Here is a 26817-nt window from a genome sequence, read left to right on the forward strand (position 1 = left end):
GATGGTGGCGAACGAGAGCCGATCTACACAGCCTGCGATCTAGCCAAAAGGGTTCGATCCAACAAAAGGTCGGATCTACAGGTCGGATCTACAAAAGCGCGCAGGCTCAGGTCATTCCATGAACAACCCGTACTCTGAGGGAACAGAGCACAGGATGTCGCGGATGGCGTCCAACAAGAGCTGTGGCGCCGGGATGCTGCCGTGCAGCTCGATCGAGAGCCGGTCGGTGGCGATCGAGCAGGCGTAGAAGCCGAAGGGGACATCCATCGCGCAGTGGATCCTGCTGTGGAAGTCCACCAGCTCCACGTCTTCCGGTGTGCGGATCGGCGGCAGCGTACTGACGTTCGTGCACAAGACAAATGGTGGCAGTCCGGGGGGAGTTCCCTCCAGGATCCTGCCGGAACGAAGCGCCGATTGGTGAATCATGCCGTCGGACAAGTCAGCCCGGAAAGTTGCGACGATGTCGGCTGCCAATTCGGTGATGTCGGTGTCGGGACCAATCTCGGCGAGATAGGTTGCCAATCCCACCGGGTTGGTGCTCTCGGTCGCCCCTACCGGAGGGCTCAAAAGGAAGCGCAGATCTACGGCGTAGCAGTAGGGAATTGGGACGTGCGGCGTCTCGCGCAACCGCCACTCGGCGAGCAGGATAGCGGCTGCCAGCACCGCGTTGAAGCTAAGCCCATTGTCTCGGCTGAACGAGACCAGGTCGGCGGTCTCCTGGCTGGTGAGTCGGCACCTGGTGACCGGAACCGGCTCGGGCGCTTCGAACTTGCGCATCTCCTCGGCGATGGGCGGAAGGTCATAGGCGAACAAGAGCGGCAAGAAACGCTCGAACCCGGTCAGCGCTGATTGCTTGATACCGCGGCGCTTCAGCAGCTCTTCAGCTGGTTCGGGCGCCGGCTCGGGTGTTATCGGACCGGGGTCGCCGGTAGTGACCACGTCGGTATAGCGGGACAACAGCTCGTCAAGCAGGCTGCCGAGGTGGTGAGCGTCGGCCAGGCTGTGATGGACATACGCGGTGACCAGGCTCTCCGACTCGCCGAGCGTCAACTGCAGCCTGAACAGCGAGTCGCGCTGATCGAGCTGCACATGGGGGTTTTCGGCCCGCCTGCCGTCGATGACCACCAGCCCCGAGTGCAGCAGGTCATTGGCGACAATGTGGTGGTTCCCGTCGGGGCCTTCCTCCAGATGGGCCGCGAACACCGGATGGGCCTGCAAGAGAGCGTCGAAGGCCTCCGACATCGCATCGATGTCGACCGGACCTCGCACATGCGCTGTGAACGAGGTGAAAGCCTGGTATCGGGCGTATATTTCCTCGCTGAACGCCAGCTTCCGGATTACGGCTCCGGGGAACACGTTAGGACTCTCCGTTCTTCACTGCATGGTGAATCAATGCGTGCTGGCCCGTCGCCAGCCGACGGCCAGGGGAACCGCGCACGCCGCGCAGATGCCGGCGGTCCACAACAGCACCCCGATCATCGGAAACAGGACCGGGCCACCCATCGACAATCCGCGCATCGCCGAGACCGCATAGCTTACTGGCTGATGGGCCACGACCGGCTGAATCCAGTGTGGGTATTGGTCCAGCGGAATCAGACCCGTGGAGAAGAAGATCGCGATTGCCTGGGTCAACTCGACCCCCTCGACGATGACTGCCTGCGACGAATAGAGCGCCACGGTGGTGACCATGACGGCGAAGGCGATGCCGAGCGTCACCGGAACGCACAGCCACATGAGGCTCGCGATCAGACCTTGGCGAAACTCGAAGCCCATCAGGATCCCCACGCCCAGCATCACGAGAGTGGTGAACAGAATCCGAACCGCGTCTGCCAGGATGCGGGCCATCAGACCCGACATCCGGTGCACTGGCAGCACCCACAGTCGGGAGAGCAGTCCGCTGGTGCGTTCTCGCATCAGGTCGATCGCGACGAACGCCGATCCGGTGATCGCGGCGCCGAGTGCGATTAACGGAACGATGCTGTACATCGCATCATGGTGGGTTACGGCATAGATCAGATTGCCGAGCACGATCTTCAACACCAGCATGAACAGAATCGGAAAGACCAGCGCTTCGATGAGGGTGACGAAGTCACGCGACCAGCGCGTGAGTATCCGCTGGGTCTGCACCAGAGTCTGCGAAATGAGCAGCCGGGCAGAGTGGTTGGTGTGCTGGGACTGTGCGGGCGCAAACGCGATTTCTTGACTTGTCATACCGATCATGGCCGCCGGGACAAAACGATGATGGACACGGGCACCAGGAGCAGGGCGAAGCCGGCTAGCCACGCCAAGGTCGGCGTCATTACCGTCCACGTCACCGGTATGGCCGCCTTGGTGGTATCCCCGGCCAACGCGCGCAGCGCCACCACGAATTGCGTTATCGGTTGGTTGCGAACAAACGGGTGGATCCAATGCGGAAACAGCTTGAGCGGCATGAGACCAACGGACAACAGCCCAAAGATCAAGATGGGCAACGACAGCAACGGCAGCATGGCATCGGGGTTCTTGGTGCCGGTGCCGAGTAGGTCGGCACCGAATGACAGCACCGCCCCGATTGCGATCGCCAAAAGGCAGTAGCCGACGATGTAGAGCGGTCCGCGATTGAAGTGGAAGCCGATCGCGTATCCGCAGATCAGCGCCACCGTCAGACCAACGCAGCAGCGGTAGATCGCGGCTGTCACGCGGGCGACTACCGGTGTCAACGGGGCGATCGGCATATACCTGAACCGTCGATTGATGCCCTGCAGGGAATCGGTGGCCGCCCGAAAGGCCGAGGAGATGGCGGCGAACGAAATGGACTGCAGCACGATCAGCGGGGCGATGTATTGCCCCAGGCTGCTGGCGACACCGGAGGCGCCGCCACCCACATAGTGATTCCACGGTATGGCGAACGGTATGTAGAAGCCCACCGTGAAGACCACTGGCGCGCCGACCATGGTGATCAGCTCCGGGTCGCGCAGGCGCGGTTTGGTGAAGCGTCCAACGAGCACCCACCATTGCTGCAGCGTCGACAGACGTGGTTTCGCCGCGCTCGGGCCTGCCCCCTTGAAGGTCGGGACTGGGGTCGGGTCGACCGCCGAGATGCTCACAGCATGGCCCCCGACGCCACGTGACTCAGCGCGTGGGCCTCGCTGGGATCGGTTGTCATGGAAAGGAATACGTCATCAAGAGACGGCCGGCGCAGCGCGATGTCGGCCAGCTCGATATTGGCCTCATCGATCCTTCGGGCCGCTTCGATGAGGGTGCGGGTGCCATCGGGAGCCGGCATCGTGATGCGGTCCGATTCCGAGGTCACCATGGCCCTGTTGTGCTCGGGCAACAGCGAGCCGAGGGCGGCGACGGTAGCGTCCAGATCCTTCAGATGCCGCGGCACAATCTCGCAGAAGGTGTCGCCGGCGCGGTGCTTAAGCTCATTGGCGGTACCGTCGGCAATGATCTTGCCGTGATCGATCAGGATGATCCGGTCGCTGAGCGCGTCCGCCTCCTCGAGATACTGCGTGGTCAGCAGGGTGGCGATGCCAAGCTTCTTGAAACTGGTGACCAGGTCCCAAATGGCTTGTCGGCTTCTGGGATCCAGCCCCGTGGTCGGCTCGTCCAAGAACGCCACTTGCGGCTCGACCACCAGTCCGCACGCGATGTCGATGCGTCGACGCATCCCGCCTGAGTAGGTGCGCACCAGCCGCTTGCCGGCATAGGTGAGGCCAAATTGATCGAGGAGTTCCTGCGCCCGCTGGCGAGCACGGGACTTGCGCAGCCCGTAGAGGCGGCCGAACAACACCAGGTTCTGCTCCCCGGTCAGCCCGTCGTCGACGGCCACTTGTTGCCCGGTGACCATGATCGAGCGCCGCACTCCGGCCGGCTGGGCGACCACGTCGTAGCCGGCGACGTGGGCCGAGCCGGCATCCGGGCGGGTCAAGGTGGACAAGATGTCCACCATAGTCGTCTTGCCCGCCCCGTTCGGGCCGAGTAGACCGATGACCTCGCCGCGGCCAACCTCGAAACTGATGTCGTTGAGAGCCACGACGTCGCCGAAGGCCTTGCGAACCCCGCGAACCTCTACCGCCAAGTCGTTGTTACGCATCCAATCCTCCTCAGCCGGCATCCAGGCTCGAGAGGTCCACCAGAGCGCCGGCTTCGATTACCCCAACCTTTTCGTCTTCGTCGCGCTCTTCCTGCTCCGCCGCGATGCTCTCCTGGATCAGTTCGCTGAGTGCGGTGGGGAACGACCGCGCCAGCGCCGTTGCTGTTTCCGCGGTGATACGCCGGGTGTCGTACCACCAATCCAGATGTAGCGAGCTGCCGGACCGGTAGGCCCGGATTTCGACGGCGTGGCCGAGCCCAGGGAGCGGCTCTCGCACCGGCATTGCCAAGTCGGAATCGAACTGTACCGGAGCATCCACGGGGGGCAGCTCGGGAATCGTGCCGGCGTACCGGAAGTGGATGTCGGGTGTGCGCTGCGCACCCAGCACCCGTCCGGTCGGGGCATACAGGTACCGCAGCAGCCCGTATCCGATCCCATAGTGCGGAACCGACTTGAGGGTGTCGTGAACGGCGTCGAGCCCCTTGAGCGCTGCCGCGCCTTGCCCGGTGGCACACGTCAGGGCAACCGGGTAGTAGGTGGTAAACCTGCCGACGGTCCTGCGCACGTCGACATCCGGCCGCAGCACCGAGCGGCCCTCGCCGTCGAGCTCGACGGCCACCACGCCGTCACCGACGGTTTGGGCGATCGTTCGGCCGAGCGCGGCCAGCAAGATGGTCTGAATCGACCGCCGGAACCGGCGCCGGGCATCGTCGAGCTCGGATGTCTGCTCGGCGTTGAGCACGCTGGGCACCTTGGTCAGATCGGTGGCGCTGGGTGGCTGGGCGGCATCGCCATCGGTCAACCACAGGTTGGCCTTGGTCGACTGCTCGATCCAGTACGAACGGGTGTCGAGGGCCGCCGGGTGGGTCGCCAACGCCGCGCAGCGCACCGACCAATCCCGCCACCCGGTGGTGACCGGGTCCAGCTTGATCTCTTGATCGCCGAGCCGCTGCGCGAACGCGGTGATGATGTCGGCGCCCAGCAGCTGACGCGAGGCGTCGTCGGCAACCATTTCGTGCAATGCCAAACCGAGGTATTGCGCACCACCATTGGGTGCAGTGACATGCACGGCGATCAGCGGCGCGTTCGAATCACCTTGCTCGGCAATCAGCTCGGCCACGATGTTGGAGACCGCGCTGTGCTCATCCGCCTCGCCGGCGGCCAGGTCACCGGGAAGCTGCCGGGTGGCAAGCTCGGTGAAGTCTGCAGGCGCTGCGATGTGCTGCTCCCACACTCCGCCGTTCTCGACCAGGCGCAGGCGCAACGCGTCGTGGTGGTTGGTCACCGCGCTCAGCACCGCTCGAATGTCTTCGGGGCCCACTTGGGGATCCAGTCGCAGGATCAGTGGTACTCGCCAGCGGCCGGTGTCGCGCAACCCACGGTCGAGGAAGTACGCGATGTTGGGCGGAACTGCCGGATTTGCGTCGGCCTCCGGGGGCTTGGCCAACCCGCTGGACGCGAACGAGGCATCGATGGCGGCCGTCAACGACGCAAGGGTGGGATGTTCATACAGATCCTGCGGCGTGATGGTCAGACCTTCGTTGGCGGCGCTCATCGCGATGCTGATCGCCATCAGGGAATCGCCGCCCATGTCGAAGAAGTTGGCGTTTCGATCGACCGAGCCGACACCCAGGCACTGCGACCAGATCCGCTGCAAGACGTCTTCGGTCTGCGACTCCCCGGTTTGCGCACCGCCGCGGATGCCCGAGTCGGCGCCCGAGCCGAGCTTTGCGCCAACCGATGAGCCGTTGCTCGCGGTGGGAATCTGCGCCCAGGCCATGTGCTTGGGCTCGACCCAATGCCGTTGGCGGGCAAACGGATAACCGGGCAGGGAGACGATGCGCTGCGAAGCCGCACGCCGCGGCGTCCAGTCCACGTCAACTCCGGCCGACCAGAGTTCACCCAGCGCGCGCAGGAAAGTTTCGCGGTCATCCAGGTTCTGGATCGGGTGACGCATGAGCCGGACGCTGCGGTGCCCGTCCGACCATTTCGGATGCCGGATCGCCGAACCGGTCAGGCTGCCACCGGGCCCGATTTCAACCAGGATCCGGTTCGGTTGGGACAGCACCACGTCGAGTTCGTCAGCGAACCGGACCGTGGAACTGATCTGACGCGCCCAGGTAGCCGGATCGGTGACCTGCTGCTCGGACAGCCACGTTCCGGTGAGGTTGCTCAACAACGGTGTTTGCGGGGCGCGCAACTGCTGGCGGGACAGAAACTCCTGGAACTCTCCGAGCATCGGTTCCATCGAGCTGGAATGGAAAGCGTGGGTCGCGCGGACCCGGCGCACCGGTATCCCGGCTTCGTTGAGGCGTTGGCTGAATGCCCGGATCTCGTCCTTGGGCCCGGCGACCACGCAGTTGCCGGGATCGTTGACCGCGGACAGCTCCACCCCGTTGCCGAGGTACTGCGCAATGTCATCGGGGCCCACAGCCACCGCGACCATGGCGCCGGGGGGTGACTCGTGCATCAGGCGGGCCCGCAACGAGACCGTCTTGATCGCCGTCTCGAGATCGAAGACCCCGGCCAGGGTGGCGGCGATGTATTCGCCGGTGCTGTACCCGATATATGCGCCGGCGCGCACGCCATAGGTGTCGACCAATTTGGCCAGTGCGTATTCCACCGTGAACAGCGCCGGTTGTGAGCGGTCGATGCGCTCCAAGTCGGTGGCGGTTCCGTTGAAGATCTCGGCATTGAGGTCGACACCCATCTCCGCGCGGAATCCCGCGGCGCAGGCGTCGAAGTGTTCGGCGAAGACCGGTTCGGTCTCGTAGAGCCCCTTGGCCATTCCGACGTGCTGGGCGCCCTGGCCGGGGAAGAGGAAGACGACCCGTTCTGCCGCCGCTGCGGTGGCATCGGCGACGCCGGCTACGGATTCGCCGACGAATATGCTGTCGTTGTCGGCCGCGCGCAGCGCCGTTGCCGCTTCTTCACGGTCGCTGACGACGGCGGCCATCGTGACGTTGTGCTTGCGCCGCCGGGACAGCGTGTAGGCCACATCGGAGAGGTCTGGGCTGTCCGACCGCTCCAACACCTCGGCCAGGGCGGTCCGCGACTCCGTAAGCGCCGCAGCGGTTTGCGCCGACAGCAGCAGCACCTGGGGGCCGGCCGGCTCGTCGTGCGCAGGCACCGTCGGTGCCTCCTCGAGCACGACGTGCGCGTTGGTGCCGCCGACGCCGAACGAACTCACTCCGGCGCGCAGCACCCCATCCCATTCCCAGGGGCCGTACTTGTTCTGCACGACGAATGGGCTCTGCTCGAGCCGCAGTTCCGGGTTCGGGCTGGTGTAGTGCAGCGTCGCGGGGATCGCCCGGTTTTTCAGGCACAGAATCGTCTTGATGAGACCCGCGATCCCGGCGGCAACTTCCAGGTGGCCGATGTTCGACTTGACCGAACCCAGCACGCAAGGACCCGTACGGGTGGTCTCAGATGCCTCGAAAGCCGTTCGGAGTCCTTGGATTTCGATGGGGTCACCGAGCGGGGTGCCGGTGCCGTGGCACTCGACGTAGCTCACCGTCGACGCGTCGATGCCCGACACCGCGTGAGCTTCCGCGATGACATCGGCCTGGGCGGCGGGGTTGGGTGCCGCATAACCCATTTTCGCCGATCCGTCATTGTTGATCGCCGATCCGCGGATGACGGCGTGAATGCGATCCCCGGCGTCGATGGCGGCCTGCAATGGCTTGAGGACCACCATCGCGACGCCGCTGCCGAAGACCGTTCCATCCGATCGCACGTCGAACGGTCGGCAGTGGCCCACGGCCGACACCATCGATCCGGGCGAGGTGAAGTAACCGACGTGGTGGGGGACGCACAGCGAGGATCCGCCGGCCAGTGCGACGTCACACTCGCCGGACAGCAGGCTCAGGCAGGCCAGGTGAACCGCGACCAGCGACGACGAGCACGCGGTTTGGACGGCAATGCTGGGGCCACGCAGGTTGAACGCGTGCGAGATCCGCGTTGCCAGGAAGTCCTTGTCGTTCTGCAGGAACAGGCTGAACTGATCGAAGTTGAGCCCTTCCGCCAAAACCGTGTTCGGGTCCCGGTGCGAGAGCAGATTGTGTAGCAGATAGCCACTGGGAGAGGAGGTTCCGTAGACGCCGATCGAGCCGTCGAACTTGGCGGGGTCGCAGTTCGCGTCTTCGAGTGCATGCCACGCGCACTGCAGGAACAACCGGTGCTGCGGGTCCAGGACCTGCGCCGCCAGCGGTGGGAGCCCGAAGAAATCGGCGTCAAACTCGTCGATCCCGTCGACCAGGGGAGCGCGACGCACATAGGACGGGTCGGCCAGCGTCTTGTCGCTGACTCCGGCTTCGCGCAGTTCCTCTTCGGACAGCGTGACGATCGATTCCTTGCCCCGCCGCAGATTGCTCCAAAAGGTCGAAACATCCTTGGCGCCAGGGAATTTGCCGGCCATGCCGACGACCGCGATCGCGTTGTCGGGGATGGTGCTCACAGGTTCTATCCTCGCTTCCGCCGCATCGCGGCTCCGTGTCGCGCTGCCGCGCGCTGCTGCGCCCGGTCGCGAACAACGTCGACATGTTCGTGGGTCTGCTCATCGCCGGCCAAGTCGAGCTGGCGGATCACGTCGACCGTCAGGTCATGCAACGACGCGCCTTGCAAAATCAGTGTCACCGGCGGCTCCACACCGAAGTCCGCTCGTGCGGTGTTTCGGATACGCACCGCCATCAGAGAGTCCAGACCCAGCTCCGTCAACGGCATGGTGGCATCGACAGCCGACCGGTCAGCGTAGCCCATCACCGCGGCGATGCGCGTGTGCAACCGCTCGGTCACGACTTGACGTGCCTCGGCCGGGTCCATTTCCTTGAGCGCCTCGGGACCAGCCCAGTCGCCGCCGTCGCCGGCCGCGTCGAGTTCTTGGACCACCAGGGTGAAGTAACCGAGGTTGCGGATCTCGGGGAAGGCGATCAGCGCTCGGTCCGAACGCAGCCGCGCAACGCCGGTGTGGCTGCGGTCGGCGGCGAGCAAGGCGTCCAGTGCCACCACGCCTTCGGCTGGAGTGATCGGGTCCAGCGGGGTGCCGACCAGCGCTTGGGCCACGCCCACCTCTGACCACGGGCCCCAGTTGATGGTGGCGGCCGGCAAACCGGCGGCCCGGCGCCACGCAACCAAACCGTCCAGCCACGCGCTCGCGCACGCGTACGCGGTCTGGCCGGGGGAGCCCAACAGCGAAGCGGTAGAGGAAAATCCCAGCCACCAGTCGAGTTCGCGAGTCGCGGTTGCGTCGTGCAGTCGCAGCGCGCCGGCGGCCTTGGGGGCCCACACTCGTTCGAGGCTGTCCTTGGTCATCGAGAACAGCAGGCTGTCGTCGATGACCGCCGCTCCGTGCACGATGCCGCGCAACTGGCGCTGCTGGTCCTCGGCCGCGGCAACCAGACTTTCCGCCACGCCTTCGGTGGCCGAATCGCCGCAGACCACGACCACCTCTGCCCGGCTTTCCAGCTCGGCCAGAACTTTGCGCTGCTCATCGGAGGGTTCGCTGCGGCCGTTGAGAACCACGCGGCCCGCGCCGCTGTCCACCAGCCATCGGGCGACAACCAAGCCGAGACCACCGAGACCGCCGGTGACGATATAGGACGCTCCCGGGCGAATGACCGGGTCGCGCTGCGGCTCGGGGTCGAGGATCGCGCGGCACAGCTGGGTGACGTATCGGTGGCCATCTCGCCAAGCGACGACGTCGTCGTAGTTCGGGTCGTCACGCGGCGAACTGAGTTCGCCGGCCAGCCTCGTTACCGAATCCGCACCCGTATCCAGGTCCACGAGGGTGGCGCGCAGGTCGGGGTGCTCGTAGGCGAGCACCCGCACCAGACCCTGCAACGCACCGATCGCGGGGCGGCCCGGCTCGTCGTGAACCACGAGGCCGCCTTCGGTGACCAACCACAGCCGCGGTGCCCGCCCATGCCAGGTGCCGACGATCGCGCGAACGACCGTCGAGATCTGCCAGACGGTATCGCGGGACTGGATCAGGCCGTCATAGCTGATGCGGCCGTCGTCGGCAGCGCCGGAGTTGTTCCCCGCGCCCCCAACGAAAACGACGACACCGACGGGAAGCCGCTCGGGATCGCCCGCGGTTTCGGCGAACGCGGCGAGCATGGCGGCTTCATCGCCGAGGTCTGCGGTGATCACCCGGCGTTGCGGCGAACTCCACCGCGCGACGAACTCGTCGGCCTTGGACTTGGCGTCGGTGAGCACCAGCCAACTGCCGGGAGCATCGGGTTGGTCTGCGCCGGCGATGGATTTCTCCACCCACTCGGTGTCGAAGATCTTCTGCGCCAACGGCAGCGGCACACTGCGGCGCTCGACGCGACGCAGGTAGATGTCGTTGATCTCGACGGTCACATTTCCCGCGTCGTCGGTCAGGGTGATTCGGCCCAGCTTCCCGGCGCCGCCGTCGTTGAGGTTTGTCAGCTGGGCCCGGCAGCGAGCATGCCGGCCGGGGTTGCTGTACACCCGCAACGTCTCGAACGACACCGGCAGATAACTGGCTTCGGCCGACCCGGCGAACTCGTCGTTGGGGACGGCGGCCGCCAGACTTTGCAGAGCCGCATCCAGCATTGCTGGGTGGATGCGATAGCCCTGGTGCCTGGGCGCCTCGTCAGAAAGGGTGATCTCGGTTTCCACGGATCCGTCTGGCCGTCGGAGAATGCGAGTCAGGGCGGCAAACGCCGGACCATGGTTCTGGCCGGCTTGGCGCAGCAGGGCGTACAGGTCGGCCGGTTTGATGTCGGTCTCGTCCTGACGTGACGTGCGTTCTTCCAGCACCGGGGCCGCGCTCGGCGCGGACGTTTCGGCCTTGGCCACGGCATGCCGGCGCCAGCCGCTGGCGGAGCGGGAATAGATCTCGATGCGCGTCTTGTCGTCGGCCCGTCGAGTCAACTGCGTTGTGACCTGAGTGTGCTCGTCCAGATCGAGCATCTGTTCGATCTCGAGCTGGTTGATCGAGAGGGCATCGACCGGCAGATCGAAAGCCTCGCTGGCCGCCGCCAACGCGATCTCGGCGAAACCCGCCGCCGGCATGATGGCCTGACCGAACACCTTGTGGTCGCCGAGCCAGGGGCAAGCCTTGGTTCCGACGTCGGCCTGCCAGACGTGGTCGTGGCCAGAGGGAACCTCGATGTGCACGCCGAGCAACGGGTGGGCAGCCACCAATTCAGACATCCCGGACCGATCCTCGACCCAGAATTGGGTGTGCTGCCAGGGCGTCACCGGGATGTCGGCGAGTTGACCAGTGACAGCGTCGGCGGGCTTTTTGCCGACCGCCGCCAGGTTTGTGTGGAAGGTGATGGCGTCGTCTCCGTCGCGTTGCAAGGTGGCGGTTATCAGTCGGGTTCGGCTCTCGGCTGCGGCCAACGTGTCGGTGATGGCATGCGTCAGCAGCGGGTGGGGGCTGATCTCGACAAAGGTGTGATGTTGCGCGCCGGCGGTGGTGATGGCCTGGTGGAACCGCACCGGATTGCGCAGGTTGGCCGCCCAGTAGTCGGCGTCGAGCACCGGCTGAGGCTGCTCGCAGGTGGTCGTGATCATCGGGATGGCGGGCGGCTGGGGAGTCAAATCCGCTAGCGCGCTTCGCAAGTCGGGCAGGATTGGATCGATGATGGGGTGATGCGAGGCGACATCGACCTCGATCCGTCGGGCTAGCCGATTCTGGCCGGCCACCGCGGCGATCACGGCGTCCACCGACTCGGGCGGGCCGGCCACCACCGACTGGTGCGGCGAGGCGTGCACGGCCAGCGTCACCTGCGGGTAGTCGGCTATCAGAGCCTCGGCGGCATCGGAGTCGAGTTCCAACAGGGCCATCGCGCCCTGGCCGGCCAGCCGCGCCATCAGTCGCGAGCGGGTGGCGATGACTTTGAACCCGTCCGCCGGTGTCAAAGCCCCGGCTACCACGGCGGCGGACACCTCGCCCATCGAGTGGCCCACCACCGCGTCGGGTGTCACGCCGTAGGAGCGCCACAGTGCGGTCAGTGCCAGTTGGATACCCACCAGCACCGGCTGGATGCGGTCGATGCCGACCACCTCGCGGCCCTCGGCGAGGGTCTGCTGCAGCGAAAAGCCGGCCTGGGCAACGAAATCGGGCTCCAGCTCGGCGATGGCTGCGGCGAATGACGGCTCGTCGGCCAACAACTGCCTGCCCATGCCAACCCACTGCGAGCCCTGTCCGGAGTACACGAACACGGTGCCCGGCTGGTTTTGGACGTCCTGGCAGCCCAGGACTCCGGGGCCAGGCTGGCCGGCGGCCAGTGCCCGCAGTCCCTCGACCGCGCCGGCTCGATCACGCGCAACCACGGCGCCGAACTTGCCATGGCGGGCCCGATGGTGGTTGAGCGTGTGTGCCACATCGGCCAGCGGCGTCTGGGCTCCCGGTCCGTCCACCCAGTCGGCCAGGGCGGACGCCATCGCGGCCACCCGCTGGGGCGTCTTGCCCGAGACGACCAACGCCGACAACCCGGAACGGGGCTGATCCGTCGGCGCGGGCGCCGGGGGCTGCTCGAGCACCACGTGCGCATTCGTCCCGCTCAGGCCGAACGAGGAAACGGCCGCCCTGCGCAGGCCGGCGGGCCATTGCGCGCCCTGCGTGGGCACGAACAGCCGGGTTGACGATGCGTCGATGGCCGGATTCCATCGGGAAAAGTGCAGATTGGGCGGAATGTATCCGTGCGCCACCGCCAGCGTCGCCTTGATGAAACTGGTAATCCCGGCGGCCGCCTCGAGGTGACCGAGGTTGGTCTTCACCGACCCCAGGGCGCACGAGTCCGCACCCTTGTCTTTGCCAAGGCCATAGGTGGCCGCGAGCGCCTCGAATTCGATGGGATCGCCCAACACCGTTCCAGTGCCGTGGGTCTCGACATAGTTGACGCTGTCGGCGGTCGCATCGGCCAGCTTCAACGCCGTGCCGATCACATCACGCTGCGCTGCCGCGTTCGGCGCGGTCATGCCGTTGGATCGACCGTCTTGGTTGATCGCCGAGCCCCGGACCACTGCGAGCACGCGGTCGCCATCGCGGACGGCGTCGACCAACCGCTTGAGCACCACGACCCCGCAGCCTTCACTGCGGACGAACCCGTCGGCCAAGGCGTCGAAGGTTTTACACCGGCCGGTCGGTGACAGGGCGGACCACTTGGACAGCGCGATGCTGGTGAACGGTGACAGCATGAGCTGAACCCCACCCGCGAGCGCCACGTCACTTTCGCGCAATCGCAGGCTCTGGCAAGCCAAGTGCAGCGCCACCAGAGACGACGAACACGCGGTGTCCACGGCCACGGCTGGGCCGCGCAGTCCCAACAAATAGGAAATCCGCCCCACCGCGGCACTGTGCGGATTGCCGGTGCTGATGTACGCGTCGATCTCGGCGCGACGCTCGAGGTTCACGATCGTGTAGTCCCACGCCGACAACCCCATCACCGCCGCGGTTCGGGTGCCGCTCAGCGAATCCGGTGGCAGGCCGGCATGCTCGAGAGCTTCCCAGGCAACTTCGAGCAGCACCCGCTGCTGGGGGTCCATTGCCACGGCCTCGCGCGGGGTGATGCCGAAGAAGTCGGCGTCGAACCCGGCGACGTCGTCGATGAATCCGCCCCACTTCGTCGTCATCCGCCCCGGTGCCCGCGGATCGGGGTCATAGAACGCGTCCGCGTCCCATCGATCGGCCGGCACCTCGTCGACGGCGTCCCTGCCGTCTACCAGCAGCTGCCAAAAGCTGTCCGGCCCCGAGACATTCCCCGGCAACCGGCAACCGATCCCAACCACTGCCACCGGCTCGGCGATATCCGTCGGGAACGCCGTTCCCGCCCGCACAAGTTCACGCGCGAGGACCTCGCGCGCCTTCGGTGACATCTGTGCCGCGCGTTCGGCAAGACTTGTCATTACTCGCTGCTCCCCGTTGCCGTTTCCAGCTCGCTTGCTGCCACGAGGTCGGACAGCAATTCCATTTCTTCGTCCGACAGTGCCGCCTCCGCGTCGGGCGTCTGCTCGACATCGGCTAGCTGCGCATAGCCCAGGCGTTCGCACAACGCGCCGGCAAGATCGGTGATGGTCGGGTATGCCCAGACCAAAGCCGCCGGCAACGTGGTGCCCAGGCTCGCTTCGAGCCTGTTGCGCAACTCGAGGGCCATCAGCGAGTCCAGACCGAGGGACTCCATCGGCCGGTCGACGTCGATCGGCTCGGTTGAGCGCAGCACCGCCCGGATCTCGCCGGCGATCGCGGCCGCGAGCCGGGCGGGACGCTCGGCGGCGGCCGCACCCTCCAACGCATCCAATTCCGCACGGATCGCGCCGCCAGCACGGCGTTCCGGCGTGGTCGACTCCTGCAGCTTCGAGAACAGCGACGAACCCGCTGCGGCCGGGAAGGATTGGAACCACTGCCGGGCGTCGAGAATGAACACGCCGGTGCGTGCCCGGTCTGCCGATAGCACCAGCTGCATTGCCGCCAGTCCCTGCTCGACGGTGATCATCGAGACACCGAGGTCGGCGAAGAACTGGGCGCGGCCGACTTCGGCCCACGGGCCCCAGTTGATTCCCACGGCGGGCAGTCCGAGCGAACGGCGATAGGCGACCAGGCCGTCGACGAACGAGTTCGCGGCGGCGTAGGAACCCTGACCGGGCGCCCCGAGCAGGGAAGCCACCGACGAGAAGGTCAGCCACCAATCGAGGTCGAGGTCGGCGGTGGCCTCGTGCAGCCGCCAGCTACCGGCGACTTTCGGAGTGAACACCCGGCGCGCGGCCGATTCCGACATGTTCAAGACAATCTCGTCGTCGAGCACCATCGCGCTGTGCAGGACTCCGGCCAGCCGGAAGCCGGTGTTCTGCACCGTCTGCACCAGCCGTTCGGCGGTGCCGGGCTCGGCGATGTCGCCGGTGACGACCTCGATCCGGGTGCCACCGGAGCTCAGATCCGCGATGGCCGCCCGAACGTCGTCGCTGGGCTCCGAACGTCCGTTCAGCACAATCAAACCCGCGCCCTGCTCGGCCAGCCACCGCGCGACCACGAAACCCAAACCGCCCATGCCGCCCACGATGAGGTAGCCGCCCTCCGGGCTGACCAACGGCTCCGGTGGCGGCGAGGCGATCGCCTCGACAGTGCCGCCATCGGGGATCGAGATGACGATCTTGCCGGTGTGCTTACCGGAGGCCATGAGCCGAAATCCGTCGGCCGCATCGCGCAGACCGAATTCGGTGACCGGAAGCACTTCCAGCGTGCCATCGGCCACATGCTCGAGTATTTCCTGCAGAAGTTCGCGGTACTTGGCCGGCTGCAGCTTCAGATTCAGGTCCAGGTCAACCACCGAGAACGACGCGCTCTTCGCCAGCGCGGCCAATCCCAGGTTGGCGTTGGCGTGGACGTCCTTCTTGCCCAGTTCGATAAACCGGCCGCCAGGGGCCAGTATCTGCACGCCGCGCTGAATCGCCTCGCCGGCCAGCGAGTTGAGAACGATGTCGACACCGTAGCCGTCTGTGAGCTCCAGAATTTCGTCGGCGAAGTCCACGGTGCGCGAGTCGCCGACGTAGTCGACGCCCAGGCTGGACAGCATTTCGCGTTTGGCATCCGAGCCGGCCGTCGTGTAGATGCGCGCGCCGATCATCTTCGCGATCGACACCGCTGCCATTCCGACCCCGCCGGTGGCGGAGTGGATCAGCACGCGTTCGCCGGGGGACAGCCGCCCGACCTCGCACAACGAGTGCCACGCGGTGAGATAGGCGATGCCGAAGGTGGCCGCCTCGTTATCGGGCAACGTGTCGGGGATCGGGACGACGAGATCGGCAATCGTGCCCAGATGCGATCCGAATGTGCCTGGGCCGAAGGCGATCACGCGCTGCCCGATCTCGAGCGAGTCGACGTCGTCGCCGATGGCAGTCACGTAGCCGACACACTCGCCGCCGATCACCGGAGCCGCACCGTCGAGTCCCGGGTAGACGCCCATCGCCTTGAGCACATCGCTGAAGTTGAGCCCGGCGGCGGCGACACGAACCTCCACCTGATCGCCTTGAGGCCGGCATCGTTTCACCTGATGCACGGTCAGCGAGTCCAGCCGTCCGGGTTGATCGGTCCGCAGCTGTACCGCCCCGCCGGCGTCCAGATTTACCACGGTGCGGCGAGATTCGAGTTCGAGATCGCCGGTGCCAACCGTCGGTGCGGCCACCAGTCGGTGGACATAGCGTTGTCCGTCCCGAAGCGAGATTTCGTCGTCGTCCGCGCCGGCGAGCAACTCTTGGGTCAGGGCGGCAAGTGAGCCCTCGCCGTCGCCCTCGATGTCGACGAGGGTGGTCTTGAGTTCCGGGTGCTCGAAGGTGAGCACGCGCGCGATTCCTCGAAGCTGTGTCTGTGCCAGGGTGACCTCGTCGGCCGGACTCAGTTGTTGTGCGCCCCGGGTGACGATCCACAGTCGTGGGCTGTTCCGGGCCCCCATCCGCGTCACGGTCTGTGCCACGTCGGCGATCATCAGCGTGCGCTGCTGGGTCAGGTCCAGTTGAGCGTCCTGCGGCAGGGCCTCATCGACGGCCCGTGGCGGACAGACCACGACGATGTCTTGCCACCGGACATCGGTTCGGGTGATGGCCGCGCGCAGCTTGGCTGCGTCGGCCGGCGACACCACGTCCAGCTCGGCGGCGCTGCCGGTCAGCGACGTCTGCAGGGCCGGCAACAGCCGGTCGTCGGCGCCGAGGTCACCGATCAACAACACGGCACCGGGTGTGGCGGCGGTTTGGTCGAGGGGTTTTGGCTCCCATTCCAGAGTGAACAGGCGGCTGGTGAGTTCGGTCGGGCTGGCGCTGGACCCCAGCACCGCCATCTCCACCTCGTCGATGACCAGCAGCGGCTGGCCATCGGGATCAACCAGGGTCACTCGGCCCACGAGGCGATCCGGGCGATCGGTGGCGGCGAGCGAGCCGATCGCGCGGACTCCCTCGGCGATGTCGCCGTACACGTGGATACCCGCGAAACGTATTGGCAGCACCAGGGTGTGGCCAGAATCCTGCTGTTCGGCGAGTTCGAGGGCCATCCGGGTGGCCCCGAGGGTCTGCACCGCGATATCCATCATCACCGGGTGTAGCGCGAAGCCGCGGTAACCGATCCTGGCCGAAGAGGGGAGCCGCACTTCCGCACGGGCCGCACCCGACTCGGTGACGGCGAGGCCGACGATTCCGCGAAACGCGGGTCCGTGCTGTTGCCCGGCACCGCGGAGCCGCTGATAGAGCTGCTCCGGGTCGAGTTCGTCGGTTGGGGCGCCCGCTTCCTCGACCGCCGGTCGCGGTGCGTCGCTATCGGAGGCGTCGTGGCGCGCGAGTGTCGCGGAGGCGTGCTTGACCCACCCCGAAGCGCCGCTTTGGGTGCTGATTTCGATCCGGCAGGTGTGCTCGTCCCCGGTGAGGGTGGTGACAAGTTCGGTGCCGTCGGTGACGTGGAGCAGTTGATGGAGGCTCAGTTCACGAATCACCCAGGGCTGATGCGCGTTTGAGGCCACCGAACCGTCCGGGCCGGCTGGGTCTGCCGAACCCTGGTCGCCTTCAGCGTCTTTGAAGGTGTCCATCGCTGCTGCCAGCGCGACCTCGGCGTAGGCCGACCCCGGCAGCACGCAAAGGTCGTCGATGACGTGATCTCCGAGCCACAGCAGATCCGGGCCCAGCTGGGATTCCCATACCCGGGTGCCATTGGTGGGATCGGTGACACCGATGCCGAGCAGTGGGTGGGATCCGGTCGCATAGCGAGACGCGGTCGTGCTGGAAATCCAGTGCTGGCCGTGTTGCCAGGGGGTGGTGGGGAGCACCGGGTGCGGTTCGGCAGGGTGCGGCGTCTGGGGTCCGCGGGTGGTGTGGGTCGCGTTGAAGTTGGTGTGGAACGTCAGGGTGTCATGCGCATCGCGCTGCAGGGTGCCGATGCTCAGATAACTCGCACCGGAATCGGTTTCGCCTTGGGCGCTGTCCTGGCTTGCGGCCAGGGTCTCGCTGATGGCGTGTGTCAACAGCGGGTGTGCGCTGATCTCGATGAAGGTGTGGTGGGCGGTGTCGGCGCCGTTGAAGGCATGGGTGATGGCCTGCTGGAAGCGCACCGGGTTGCGCATGTTGGTGGCCCAGTGCTCGGCGTCGAAGGCCGGGCGACTTTCCAGATCCTCATAGGTGGTTGAGATGATCGGAATGGAGGGCGGCCGTGGGGTGAGGTCGGCCAACTCGGACCGCATCAGGGGCTGCAGGGCATCCATCGCCGGGTTGTGCGGGGCCACTTCGATATTGACCCGGCCGGCGAAGCGGTTCTGCGCGCGTACCTGCTCGATGAGTTCGTCGATCATCTGGGGCGGGCCCGCGATGACGGTTTGGCGTGGCGAGGCGTAGATGGCCAACGTGACCTCGGGGTAGCCAGCGATCAGTGCCTCGGTAGCCGTGGCGTCCAGTTCGAGCATCGCCATGGTGCCCTGGCCCGACAGCGGTGCCATCAGCCGGGACCGGGTCGCGGTCACCCGCAGGCCCTCGGCCGGTGTCAAGGCACCGGCCACCACCGCGGCTGCCACTTCACCCATGGAATGGCCGATCACCAGATCGGGTGTAACCCCGTAGTGGCGCCACAGCGCGGTGAGCGCCAACTGCATCCCGATCAGACCCAGCTGGATCTGTTCGATGCCTTCCAGTTCTTTTCCGTCGGCGATCACGTCGTGGAGCGAAAACCCGGCCTCGGCCAGGAACACCGGTTCCAGTTCGGCGATCGCCGCGGCGAATGCGGGTTCGTCGGCGAGAAGTTGACGGCCCATTCCGGCCCACTGCGACCCGCGACCCGAGTACACGAACACGGTGCCGGGCCCGAGCGGTTTCTCGGGGCAGCCGACTACGCCGGTGGCCGGCTCGCCGGCGGCCAGCGCACGCAACCCCGTGATGGCTTGCTCGCGGTCGACGGCGGCCACCGTGGCAAATTTGGGTTGGCGGGCGCGGTGATGGTTGAGCGTGTGGGCCACATCGCTCAGTGGCACCTCGCTACCGGGGCCTTCCATCCAATCGGCCAGCGCAGCGGCCGTTGCGGCCACCCGCTGCGCCGTCTTACCCGACACCACCAGCGTCGACACCGCCGGAGCAGCGTCTCGCGGCACCGGCGCCGGATCCGGGGCCTGCTCGATCACCACGTGCGCATTGGTCCCGCTGACACCGAACGACGACACGCCGGCCCGGCGCGGTTGATCGGTCGCCGGCCATTCCATTTCCTCGGTGGCAATGGTCAGCCGCGACACGCCTTCACTGGCGTGGGGAGTGAGCTGGCGGAAGTTCAAGTTGCGTGGAATACGGCCGTGTCCGACGGCCAGCACCGACTTCATGAATCCGGCGATCCCGGCCGCGGCCTCCAGGTGGCCGAGGTTGGTCTTGACCGCGCCGAGCACCAGCGGCTCGCGGCCCTCCCGATCGGCGAAAACCTTACTCAGCGAGTCGAGTTCGATCGGGTCGCCGAGGGGAGTGCCGGTTCCGTGCGCCTCGATGTAGTCGATGTCGGCCGGCGTCAACTTGGCCGAATCGAGCGCCTGCGCCAGCAGCGCTTGCTGGGCCGGGCCATTGGGAACCGTCACGCCACTGCTGGCGCCGTCCTGGTTGACCGCCGAACCGCGCACCACGGCGAGGATCCGATTGCCGTCGCGCTGCGCGTCGGACAACCGCTTGAGCACCACCACGCCAGCGCCTTCGCTGCGCACGTACCCGTCGGCGTCCGCGTCGAAGGTCTTGCATTGCCCCTCCGGCGACAGCATGCCCCACCGGGAGCAGGCGATGCTGGTTCCGGGGCTGAGCAGCAGGTTGGTCCCGCCGACCAAGGCCATGTCGGTTTCGCGCCAGCGCAGGCTTTGGCAGGCCAGGTGGATGGCCACCAACGACGACGAGCACGCCGTGTCCAGGACCATGGCGGGACCCCGGGCCCCGAGCAGATAGGCGGTTCGTCCGGCAGCGAAGTTCGCCGAGTTCCCGGTGAGCAGGTAGGCGTCCAGTTCTTCGGCTCGCACGGCGCCCGACATCATCAGCATGTAGTCATAGGCCGTTACGCCGACGAAAACCCCGGTCTGGGTGCCGCGAATGGTCTGCGGCGGGATTCCCGCGTTTTCCAGGGCTTCCCAGGCAACTTCGAGGAACAACCGTTGTTGCGGGTCCATCGCCGCCGCCTCGCGCGGCGGGATGGAGAAGAACTCCGCATCGAATTCACTAGGCTCCCATGTCGAGAGGAAGCCGCCTTCGCGATTACAGATCGTTCCCGCAAGGGTGTGGTCGTCGGTGTAGAGGGCGTCGGCGTCCCACCGCTGGGAGGGAACCCGGACGATGCCGCTGCGGCCTTCGTGCAGCAAGTCCCAAAACTGTTCCGGGTTGTCGACTCCACCAGGGAATCGGCACCCCATGCCAACCACTGCGATTGGCTCGGTGCCCGCCTTTTCGGCGATTTCCAGGCGCGCGCTGAGGTCATCGATCTTGCGCAGCGCATCGGTTATGACCGCTCTGCGGTCCGGTGTCGCGGTCATCAGGTTCCTCGCAGCCTCTGCGAAAGCTGTTCCAATAGTTCGGCTTCGGTCAGTTCGTCGTAAACATCGGCTGTCGACTCATCGTCGGTCTCCAGCTCGGGCAGGATAGTCGCCAGATAGTCGGTAAGGCTGTAAACGGTCGGGTAGTCGAAAACCACCGACGGCGGCAGGAACTCGCCGAGGCTGTCCGACAGCGCCCGCTGCAGCGTCACGCTCATCAATGAGTCCATCCCGAGCTGGAAGAAGCCCGTGGAGGGATCCAGCGATTCGCCCGCATGTAAACCCATCACGTTGGCGGCAAGCATTGCCACCTGGTCGTGCAGCATGTCGTGGCGACGCTCCGGTGCACAGTTGCGCAGGGCGACACGGAATTCGCTTTCCAGCACCGTCGTCTCGTCCGAGACCGGCAGCACATCATCGACGATGCGCAGCGACCCGCGGGTTCGGTAGGCGGCGGCCAGCAGCGGCCAATCCGCCGCCACGACTACCGAATGCACTCCGGCGGCTTGGCTCATCACCAGCGGCAATGCGCCGATGGCGACGTCGTCCTGCATGGGCACCAGCCCGGAGCCGAGGCTGACCTGGCTGGCATCGTGCTCGGCGTCGGCGAGGGACTTCCACAGGCCCCAGTTGACCGTGGTGGCCGGCAACCCCATCACCCGGCGCGCGTAAGCCAGTGCGTCGAGGTAGCCGCTGGTGGCGGTGTAGTGGGCTAGCCAGCGTGAGCCGATCAGGCCGGAGATGGAGGAGAACAAGACGAAGTGACGCACCGGGACCTTCAGCGACAGCCGGTGCAGTAGGGCAGCGGCGTCGAGTTTGGGCGCAAACATGGCCGTCACGTCGTCGTTTGTCATCTCGGTGAGCAGCACGGGCTGGCCCGCGAAGGCGGCCAGATAGATGCCTTCCAGCGGTGGCAAGTCGGCACCGAACCGGTCGAACAACGCGGTCATCGCGGCTTCATCGGTGGCATCAGCGGCCGCGATGACGAGGTTAACCCCTTCTGCGCCAAGGTTTTCAGCCAACTTCTGCAGCCGCTGACCGGGATTGCGCGATACGGCGACGATGGTCTTGGCGCCCATCTCGGCGAGCTGGTTGATCAGGTGCGGCCCGATGTTACCGGTGGCGCCGATCACCAATTGGCTAGCGCCGGCATCCAGCGCGACCGGTTGCGCGGCGAGGGAGTGTCTGCGCAACCGGGGAACGTGGCGCACCCCCGACCGGTAGACCACCTGGTCCTCCGAGTCGGTGGCGTCGGCTTCGTCCAACACCTGGCGCGCGACCACCTGGGCCGGCACCGAGTTGTCGAAATCAATGATTGCGCCCCAGATTTCGGGGTGCTCGAGGGTTATGGTGCGGCCCAGACCCCACAACACGCCATGGCTGGGGTTCGCGGGATCGCCTTCGGCGATCGGCTGGGCGTTACGGGTGGCGATGAGCAACTTGGCCGGTGAGCCGTTGGCGATCATCGCCGTGGCGAGGCGGCGCACCTGGTGGAACAGCTGGTAGGCCTCTCCGACATCGAGCGGGTCGGCGGGGACCGGCGGCGCGTAGAGCACGTAGTCGACATCGCTGAGCGCCCGGGCCAACGCGGCCGGCTCGCTATCGCTGTCCAGCACGTCCGCGCCACGACCCAGTTCGGCGGCCAGGTCGGCATTGCCCAGCACCAGCCACCGGCCGTTGACCGCGGTCTGCGCACTCGGCGTGTCCGGCAAGGACTGCGCCGCCCACACAACCTTGTGGGACCACTCGTCGAGGAGGCTGCCGCTCTCCGGTGACCAGCGGGTATCCAACGCAGCCCCGGTACCGTCTCGAGACTCCGACCGCGACAGCGCGGGTGAACTCGAGGCCGCGTTGTCGATCCAGTGGTGGGTGTGGTGCCAGGGTGTGGTGGGGATTTGGGGGTGTGGTTCGGGGGGGTGGGGGGTTTGGGGTGGGGCGGTGCGCACGGTGTTGAGGTTGGTGCGAAAGACGATGGTGTCGTCGCTGTCGCGTTGCAGGGTCCCCAAGCAGGTGTGCTTGCTTCCGGGCTGCACGGCGTGCAGGGTTTCCAGGATCGCTTGGGTCAACAGCGGGTGTGCGCTGATTTCGATGAAGTTGTGCTTGTCGGTTGCCGCTGCGGTGATGGCTTGTTGGAAGTGCACTGGGTTGCGCATGTTGATGGCCCAGTGCTCGGCGTCGAAGGTCGGGCCGGATTCGCGGGCGGCGCCCAGGTCCGCGTAGGTGGTGGAGATGATCGGGATTGTTGGGGTCCGCGGCGCCAGATCCGCTAGTTCCGAACGCATCTGGGGTTGCAGCGCATCCATGGCCGGGTTGTGTGGGGCCACTTCGATGTTGACTCGGGTGGCGAAACGGTCTCGGGCGCGTACGACGGTGATCAACTCGTCGATCTGGTCGGTGGGCCCGGAGATCACGGTCTGGCGCGGCGAGTTGTAGATGCCCAGCGTGACCTGTGGGTAGTCGGCGATCAGCGCCTCGGTCTGGGACGCGTCGAGGCCGAGGAGGGCCATGGTGCCTTGTCCGGACAGTGGGGCCATCAGCCGCGAGCGCACGGCGGTCACCCGCAATCCTTCGGCGGGGGTCAGTGCTCCGGCGACCACGGCGGCGGCGACCTCGCCCATGGAGTGGCCGATGACCAGGTCGGGCTGGATTCCGTAGGAGCGCCACAGCTCGGTGAGGGTGAGCTGCATGCCGATCAGGCCTAGCTGGATCTGTTCGATCCCGACTAGTTCTGTTCCGTTGGCCAGGACGTCGTGCAGGGAGAACCCGGCTTCGGCCACGAATACCGGTTCCAGTTCGGCGACGGCTGCGGCGAAGGCGGGTTCGTCGGCCAGCAGTTGGCGGCCCATTCCGGCCCACTGCGATCCGCGGCCGGAGTAGACGAACACGGTGCCCGGCTCGGGCGGGGCGTCGGCTGGGTTGACCACGCCGGGGGCGTGTTGGCTGGCGGCCAGCGCGCGTAGTCCGGCCACCGCTTGGGCGCGTTCCCGGGCCACCACGGTGCCGAACCTGGCCTGCCGGGAACGGTGATGGTTGAGCGTGTGGGCCACATCGGCCAGCGCCACCTCGGCGCCCGGGCCCTCCATCCAATCGGCCAGCATCCCGGCCGTCGCAGCCACCCGCGCCGGCGTCTTACCCGCCACCACCAGCGTCGTGACCTCATCGTCGGTGCCGCGCCGGTTGGCTGGCGACAGTTCCGGACCCTGCTCGACGATTGCATGCGCATTCGTCCCGCCCAGGCCGAAGGAGGAAACCGCCGCCCGTCGTGGACCCGAATCTGACGGCCAAGCAATGTTGTCGAGCGGAACGAAAAGCCGCGTCGATGCCGCGTCGATGGCCGGATTCCATTGTGAGAAGTGCAGGTTCGGGGGGATTTGGCCGTGTTGCACGGCCAGTACCGCCTTGATGAACCCGGCCACGCCGGATGCGGCCTCGAGGTGACCGATGTTGGTCTTGACGGCTCCCAGCGCGCACGAGTCGCCATCCTGGCCTTTGATGAGGCCATAGGTGGCCGCCAGCGCCTCGAACTCGATCGGGTCCCCGAGTTGGGTTCCGGTGCCGTGGGTCTCCACGTAGTGCACACTCTCCGGCGCGACATCGGCCGAGCGCAACGCGTCGGCGATCACATCGCACTGGGCGGCCGTGTTCGGTGCCGTGATGCCGTTGGAGCGCCCGTCCTGGTTGACCGCGGAACCGCGCACCACCGCCAGTATCTGATCCTGGTCACGTAGCGCGTCGGTAAGACGCTTGAGCACCACAACCCCGGCACCTTCACCACGGACGAACCCGTCGGCGGCCGCATCGAAGGTGGCGCACCGGCCTTCCGGTGAGAGCAGACCCCACGCCGAGATGGCGATCTGGGTCTCCGGGCGCAGGGTCGCGCTGACCCCGCCCGCCAGTGCCAGATCGGTTTCGCGCAGGCGCAGGCTTTGGCACGCCAGGTGGATCGCCGACAAGGACGACGAGCAGGCCGTGTCGATTGCCGCGGCCGGGCCACGCAGCCCCAGCAGGTAGGAGATCCGCCCGGCGGTGATGCTGTGCGAGTTGCCGGTTCCGGTGTAGGCGTCCACGTTTTCGCGGCTGGACGCCAACATGGATTGGTACTCGTTGAAGTAGACGCCCATCATGACCGCGGTTCGCGTGCCGGCGAGGGATTCCGTTGGAATGCCGGCATGTTCGAGGGCTTCCCAGGTGACCTCGAGCAGCATCCGCTGTTGCGGGTCCATCGACGCCGCTTCGCGCGGGGTGATGCCGAAGAATTCGGCGTCGAATCCGGCGATGTCTGCTACGAAGGCGCCCCACTTGGTGGTCATGTGCCCGGGCGTCAACGGGTCGGGGTGGTAATAGTCGTCCGCGTCCCAGCGCTCCGCGGGAATCCCCGAGATGGCGTTGCCGCCTTCGACCAACAGGTCCCAGAAGCTGTCGGGGCCCGTTACGTTCCCCGGAAAACGGCAGCCGATACCCACGACCGCCACGGGCTCTGCCGTGGTGGTGCGTGAGGCCCGGGAGAACTCCTCGGACAGGGCAGCACGCTGCTGAGCCGTCATACTCGAGATGCGGCTGTACACAGATCGCATTACCCAGGGCCCTCCGGGAGCAATGAAGACGACTCGATGCGGTCGAACAGGCTGTCCAATGTGCTTCCCGCTGAAGCGGACAATTCGGCCATCTGGTCGTTACTTAAATTATCTTGTGGCGCAACACGGTTAGCGAGATAGCTGGCAAGTGATGCGACAGTCGGGTGATTGAACAGCATGGTTGCCGACAACTCGATACCCACGAACATCTCGGCCTCGCGCCGAATCGCCATCGCCATCAGGGAATTGAGCCCCAGTTCGGCAAGCGGCCGGTCGGTTTCCAGATCTGACTCCGAAACCCGCAGCTCGCGGGCGACTATCTTGCGTAGCCCCGCTTCAAACTCGGTGCGCACTTCCTGCGCCGACAGGTGCGACCAATCTCGCGCCGGAATCGTCGAAGCCTCCGCGAAATCGCGCAGCAGGTCGTCAACGATGTGCAGGGACCCCCGGGTTCGGTAGGCGGCGGCCAGCAGCGGCCAATCCGCTTCGACCACAACGGAATGCACTCCGGCGGCTTGGTTCATCAGCAGCGGCAGTGTGCCGATGGCGACGTCGTCCTGCATCGGCAGTAGTCCGGATCCCACGCTGACCTGGCTGGCGTCGTGCTCGGCGTCGGCGAGGGACTTCCACAGGCCCCAGTTGACCGTGGTGGCCGGCAACCCCAGGGCGTGGCGTGCGTAGGCCAGTGCGTCGAGGTAGCCGCTGGTGGCGGTGTAGTGGGCGAGCCAGCGTGAGCCGATCAGGCCGGAGATGGAGGAGAACAAGACGAAGTGGCGCGCCGGGACCTTCAGCGACAACCGGTGCAGCAGGGCCGCGGCGTCGAGCTTGGGTGCAAACATGGCGCGCACGTCGTCATCGGTCATTTCGTTGAGCAGGACCGGTCCGCCGGCAAAGGCCGCTAGGTAGATCCCCTCGAGGCGCGGCAAGTCGGCACCGAACCGGTCGAACAGCGCTGTCATCGCTGCTTCGTCGGTGGCATCAGCAGCTTCGATGACGAGGTTGGTCCCTTCTGCGGCAAGACTTTCAGCCAGTTCTTGGAGTCGCTGTCCGGGATTGCGCGACACCGCGACAACGGTCTTGGCGCCCATCTGCGCCAGCTGGCGGATCAAGTACGGGCCGATGTTACCAGTCGCGCCGATGACGAGTTGACTGCTGTTGGGGTCCAGCGTCACCGGCGCCACGGCAGGCGCCGTGCGGCGCTGCAAGCGGGGCACGTGGCGACCGCCACACCGGTAAACGACCTGGTCTTCGCCATCGGTGCCGGTGACTTCGCCCAGTATCTTCGGCGCCGCCAGCTCGGCCGGCATCGATTCGTCCAAATCGATAATGCCGCGCCAAATTTCGGGGTGCTCCAGGGCGATGGTGCGGCCCAGGCCCCACAGCACTCCGTGCGCGGGGTTGGCGCGATCGCCCTCGGCGATCGGCTGCGCGTTGCGGGTAACGAGCAACAGTTTCGCCGTCAAAGACGCCTTGGTCATCACCGTGACCAGGCGGCGCACCTGGTGGAAGAGCTGGTAGGCCGCGTTGACGTCAAGGGACTTTCCTGCGGGTGGGGCGTAGACCACATGCTCGACGCCGGCAAGCGCCGCGAGCAGCTCGCTCTCCTCGGTCAGCGCGGACGGGTCGATGACGTCGACGCGTGTTTGTGCGCCGGCGGCCAGGCCCAGCTCGGCACCGA

Annotated in this window: 9 protein-coding genes; all 9 read right to left on the minus strand. The window is 66.3% G+C overall.

Annotated features, from left to right (window positions below; translation table 11 throughout):
* Positions 1-111: 111 nt before the first annotated feature.
* Genes CCUG20998_RS08415 through CCUG20998_RS29250 form a run of 9 tightly spaced genes read right to left on the minus strand, consistent with a single transcriptional unit; the run spans position 112 to position 26617 of the window.
* Entirely contained in the window at positions 112-1356 is a 1245-nt protein-coding gene (locus CCUG20998_RS08415; protein ID WP_020728220.1) for a phthiocerol/phthiodiolone dimycocerosyl transferase, read from the minus strand.
* Positions 1357-1389: 33 nt separating this feature from the next.
* Positions 1390-2220 carry an ABC transporter permease gene (locus CCUG20998_RS08420; RefSeq protein WP_020728221.1) on the minus strand — a complete coding sequence of 277 codons (831 nt, stop codon included), beginning with the start codon at positions 2218-2220 and terminating at the stop codon, positions 1390-1392.
* Entirely contained in the window at positions 2217-3086 is an 870-nt protein-coding gene (locus CCUG20998_RS08425; RefSeq protein ID WP_020728222.1) for an ABC transporter permease, read from the minus strand. The genes CCUG20998_RS08420 and CCUG20998_RS08425 overlap by 4 nt, the downstream gene beginning before the upstream one ends.
* The gene (locus tag CCUG20998_RS08430; protein WP_020724674.1) at positions 3083-4078 is read right to left on the minus strand and encodes an ATP-binding cassette domain-containing protein; all 996 of its coding nucleotides are present in this window, start codon (positions 4076-4078) and stop codon (positions 3083-3085) included. Before CCUG20998_RS08430 ends, CCUG20998_RS08425 begins: the two co-directional genes overlap by 4 nt.
* A 10-nt stretch (positions 4079-4088) precedes the next feature.
* Positions 4089-8534, minus strand: a complete 4446-nt coding sequence (locus tag CCUG20998_RS08435; protein ID WP_020728223.1) for a type I polyketide synthase — start codon at positions 8532-8534, stop codon at positions 4089-4091.
* Positions 8535-8539: 5 nt separating this feature from the next.
* Complete coding sequence (locus CCUG20998_RS08440; protein ID WP_036455379.1) at positions 8540-13960, minus strand: type I polyketide synthase; 5421 nt, start codon at positions 13958-13960, stop codon at positions 8540-8542.
* Positions 13960-20565, minus strand: a complete 6606-nt coding sequence (locus CCUG20998_RS08445) for a type I polyketide synthase (protein ID WP_020728225.1) — start codon at positions 20563-20565, stop codon at positions 13960-13962. Before CCUG20998_RS08445 ends, CCUG20998_RS08440 begins: the two co-directional genes overlap by 1 nt.
* On the minus strand, positions 20565-25139 hold the full coding sequence (locus CCUG20998_RS08450) for a type I polyketide synthase (RefSeq protein WP_116269099.1): 4575 nt from the start codon (positions 25137-25139) through the stop codon (positions 20565-20567). Before CCUG20998_RS08450 ends, CCUG20998_RS08445 begins: the two co-directional genes overlap by 1 nt.
* Positions 25139-26617, minus strand: coding sequence for a beta-ketoacyl reductase (locus CCUG20998_RS29250; RefSeq protein ID WP_406682455.1), 1479 nt, complete (start codon positions 26615-26617; stop codon positions 25139-25141). The genes CCUG20998_RS08450 and CCUG20998_RS29250 overlap by 1 nt, the downstream gene beginning before the upstream one ends.
* Positions 26618-26817 lie beyond the last annotated feature (200 nt).

The organism is Mycobacterium marinum (assembly GCF_003391395.1).
Lineage (GTDB): Bacteria > Actinomycetota > Actinomycetes > Mycobacteriales > Mycobacteriaceae > Mycobacterium > Mycobacterium marinum.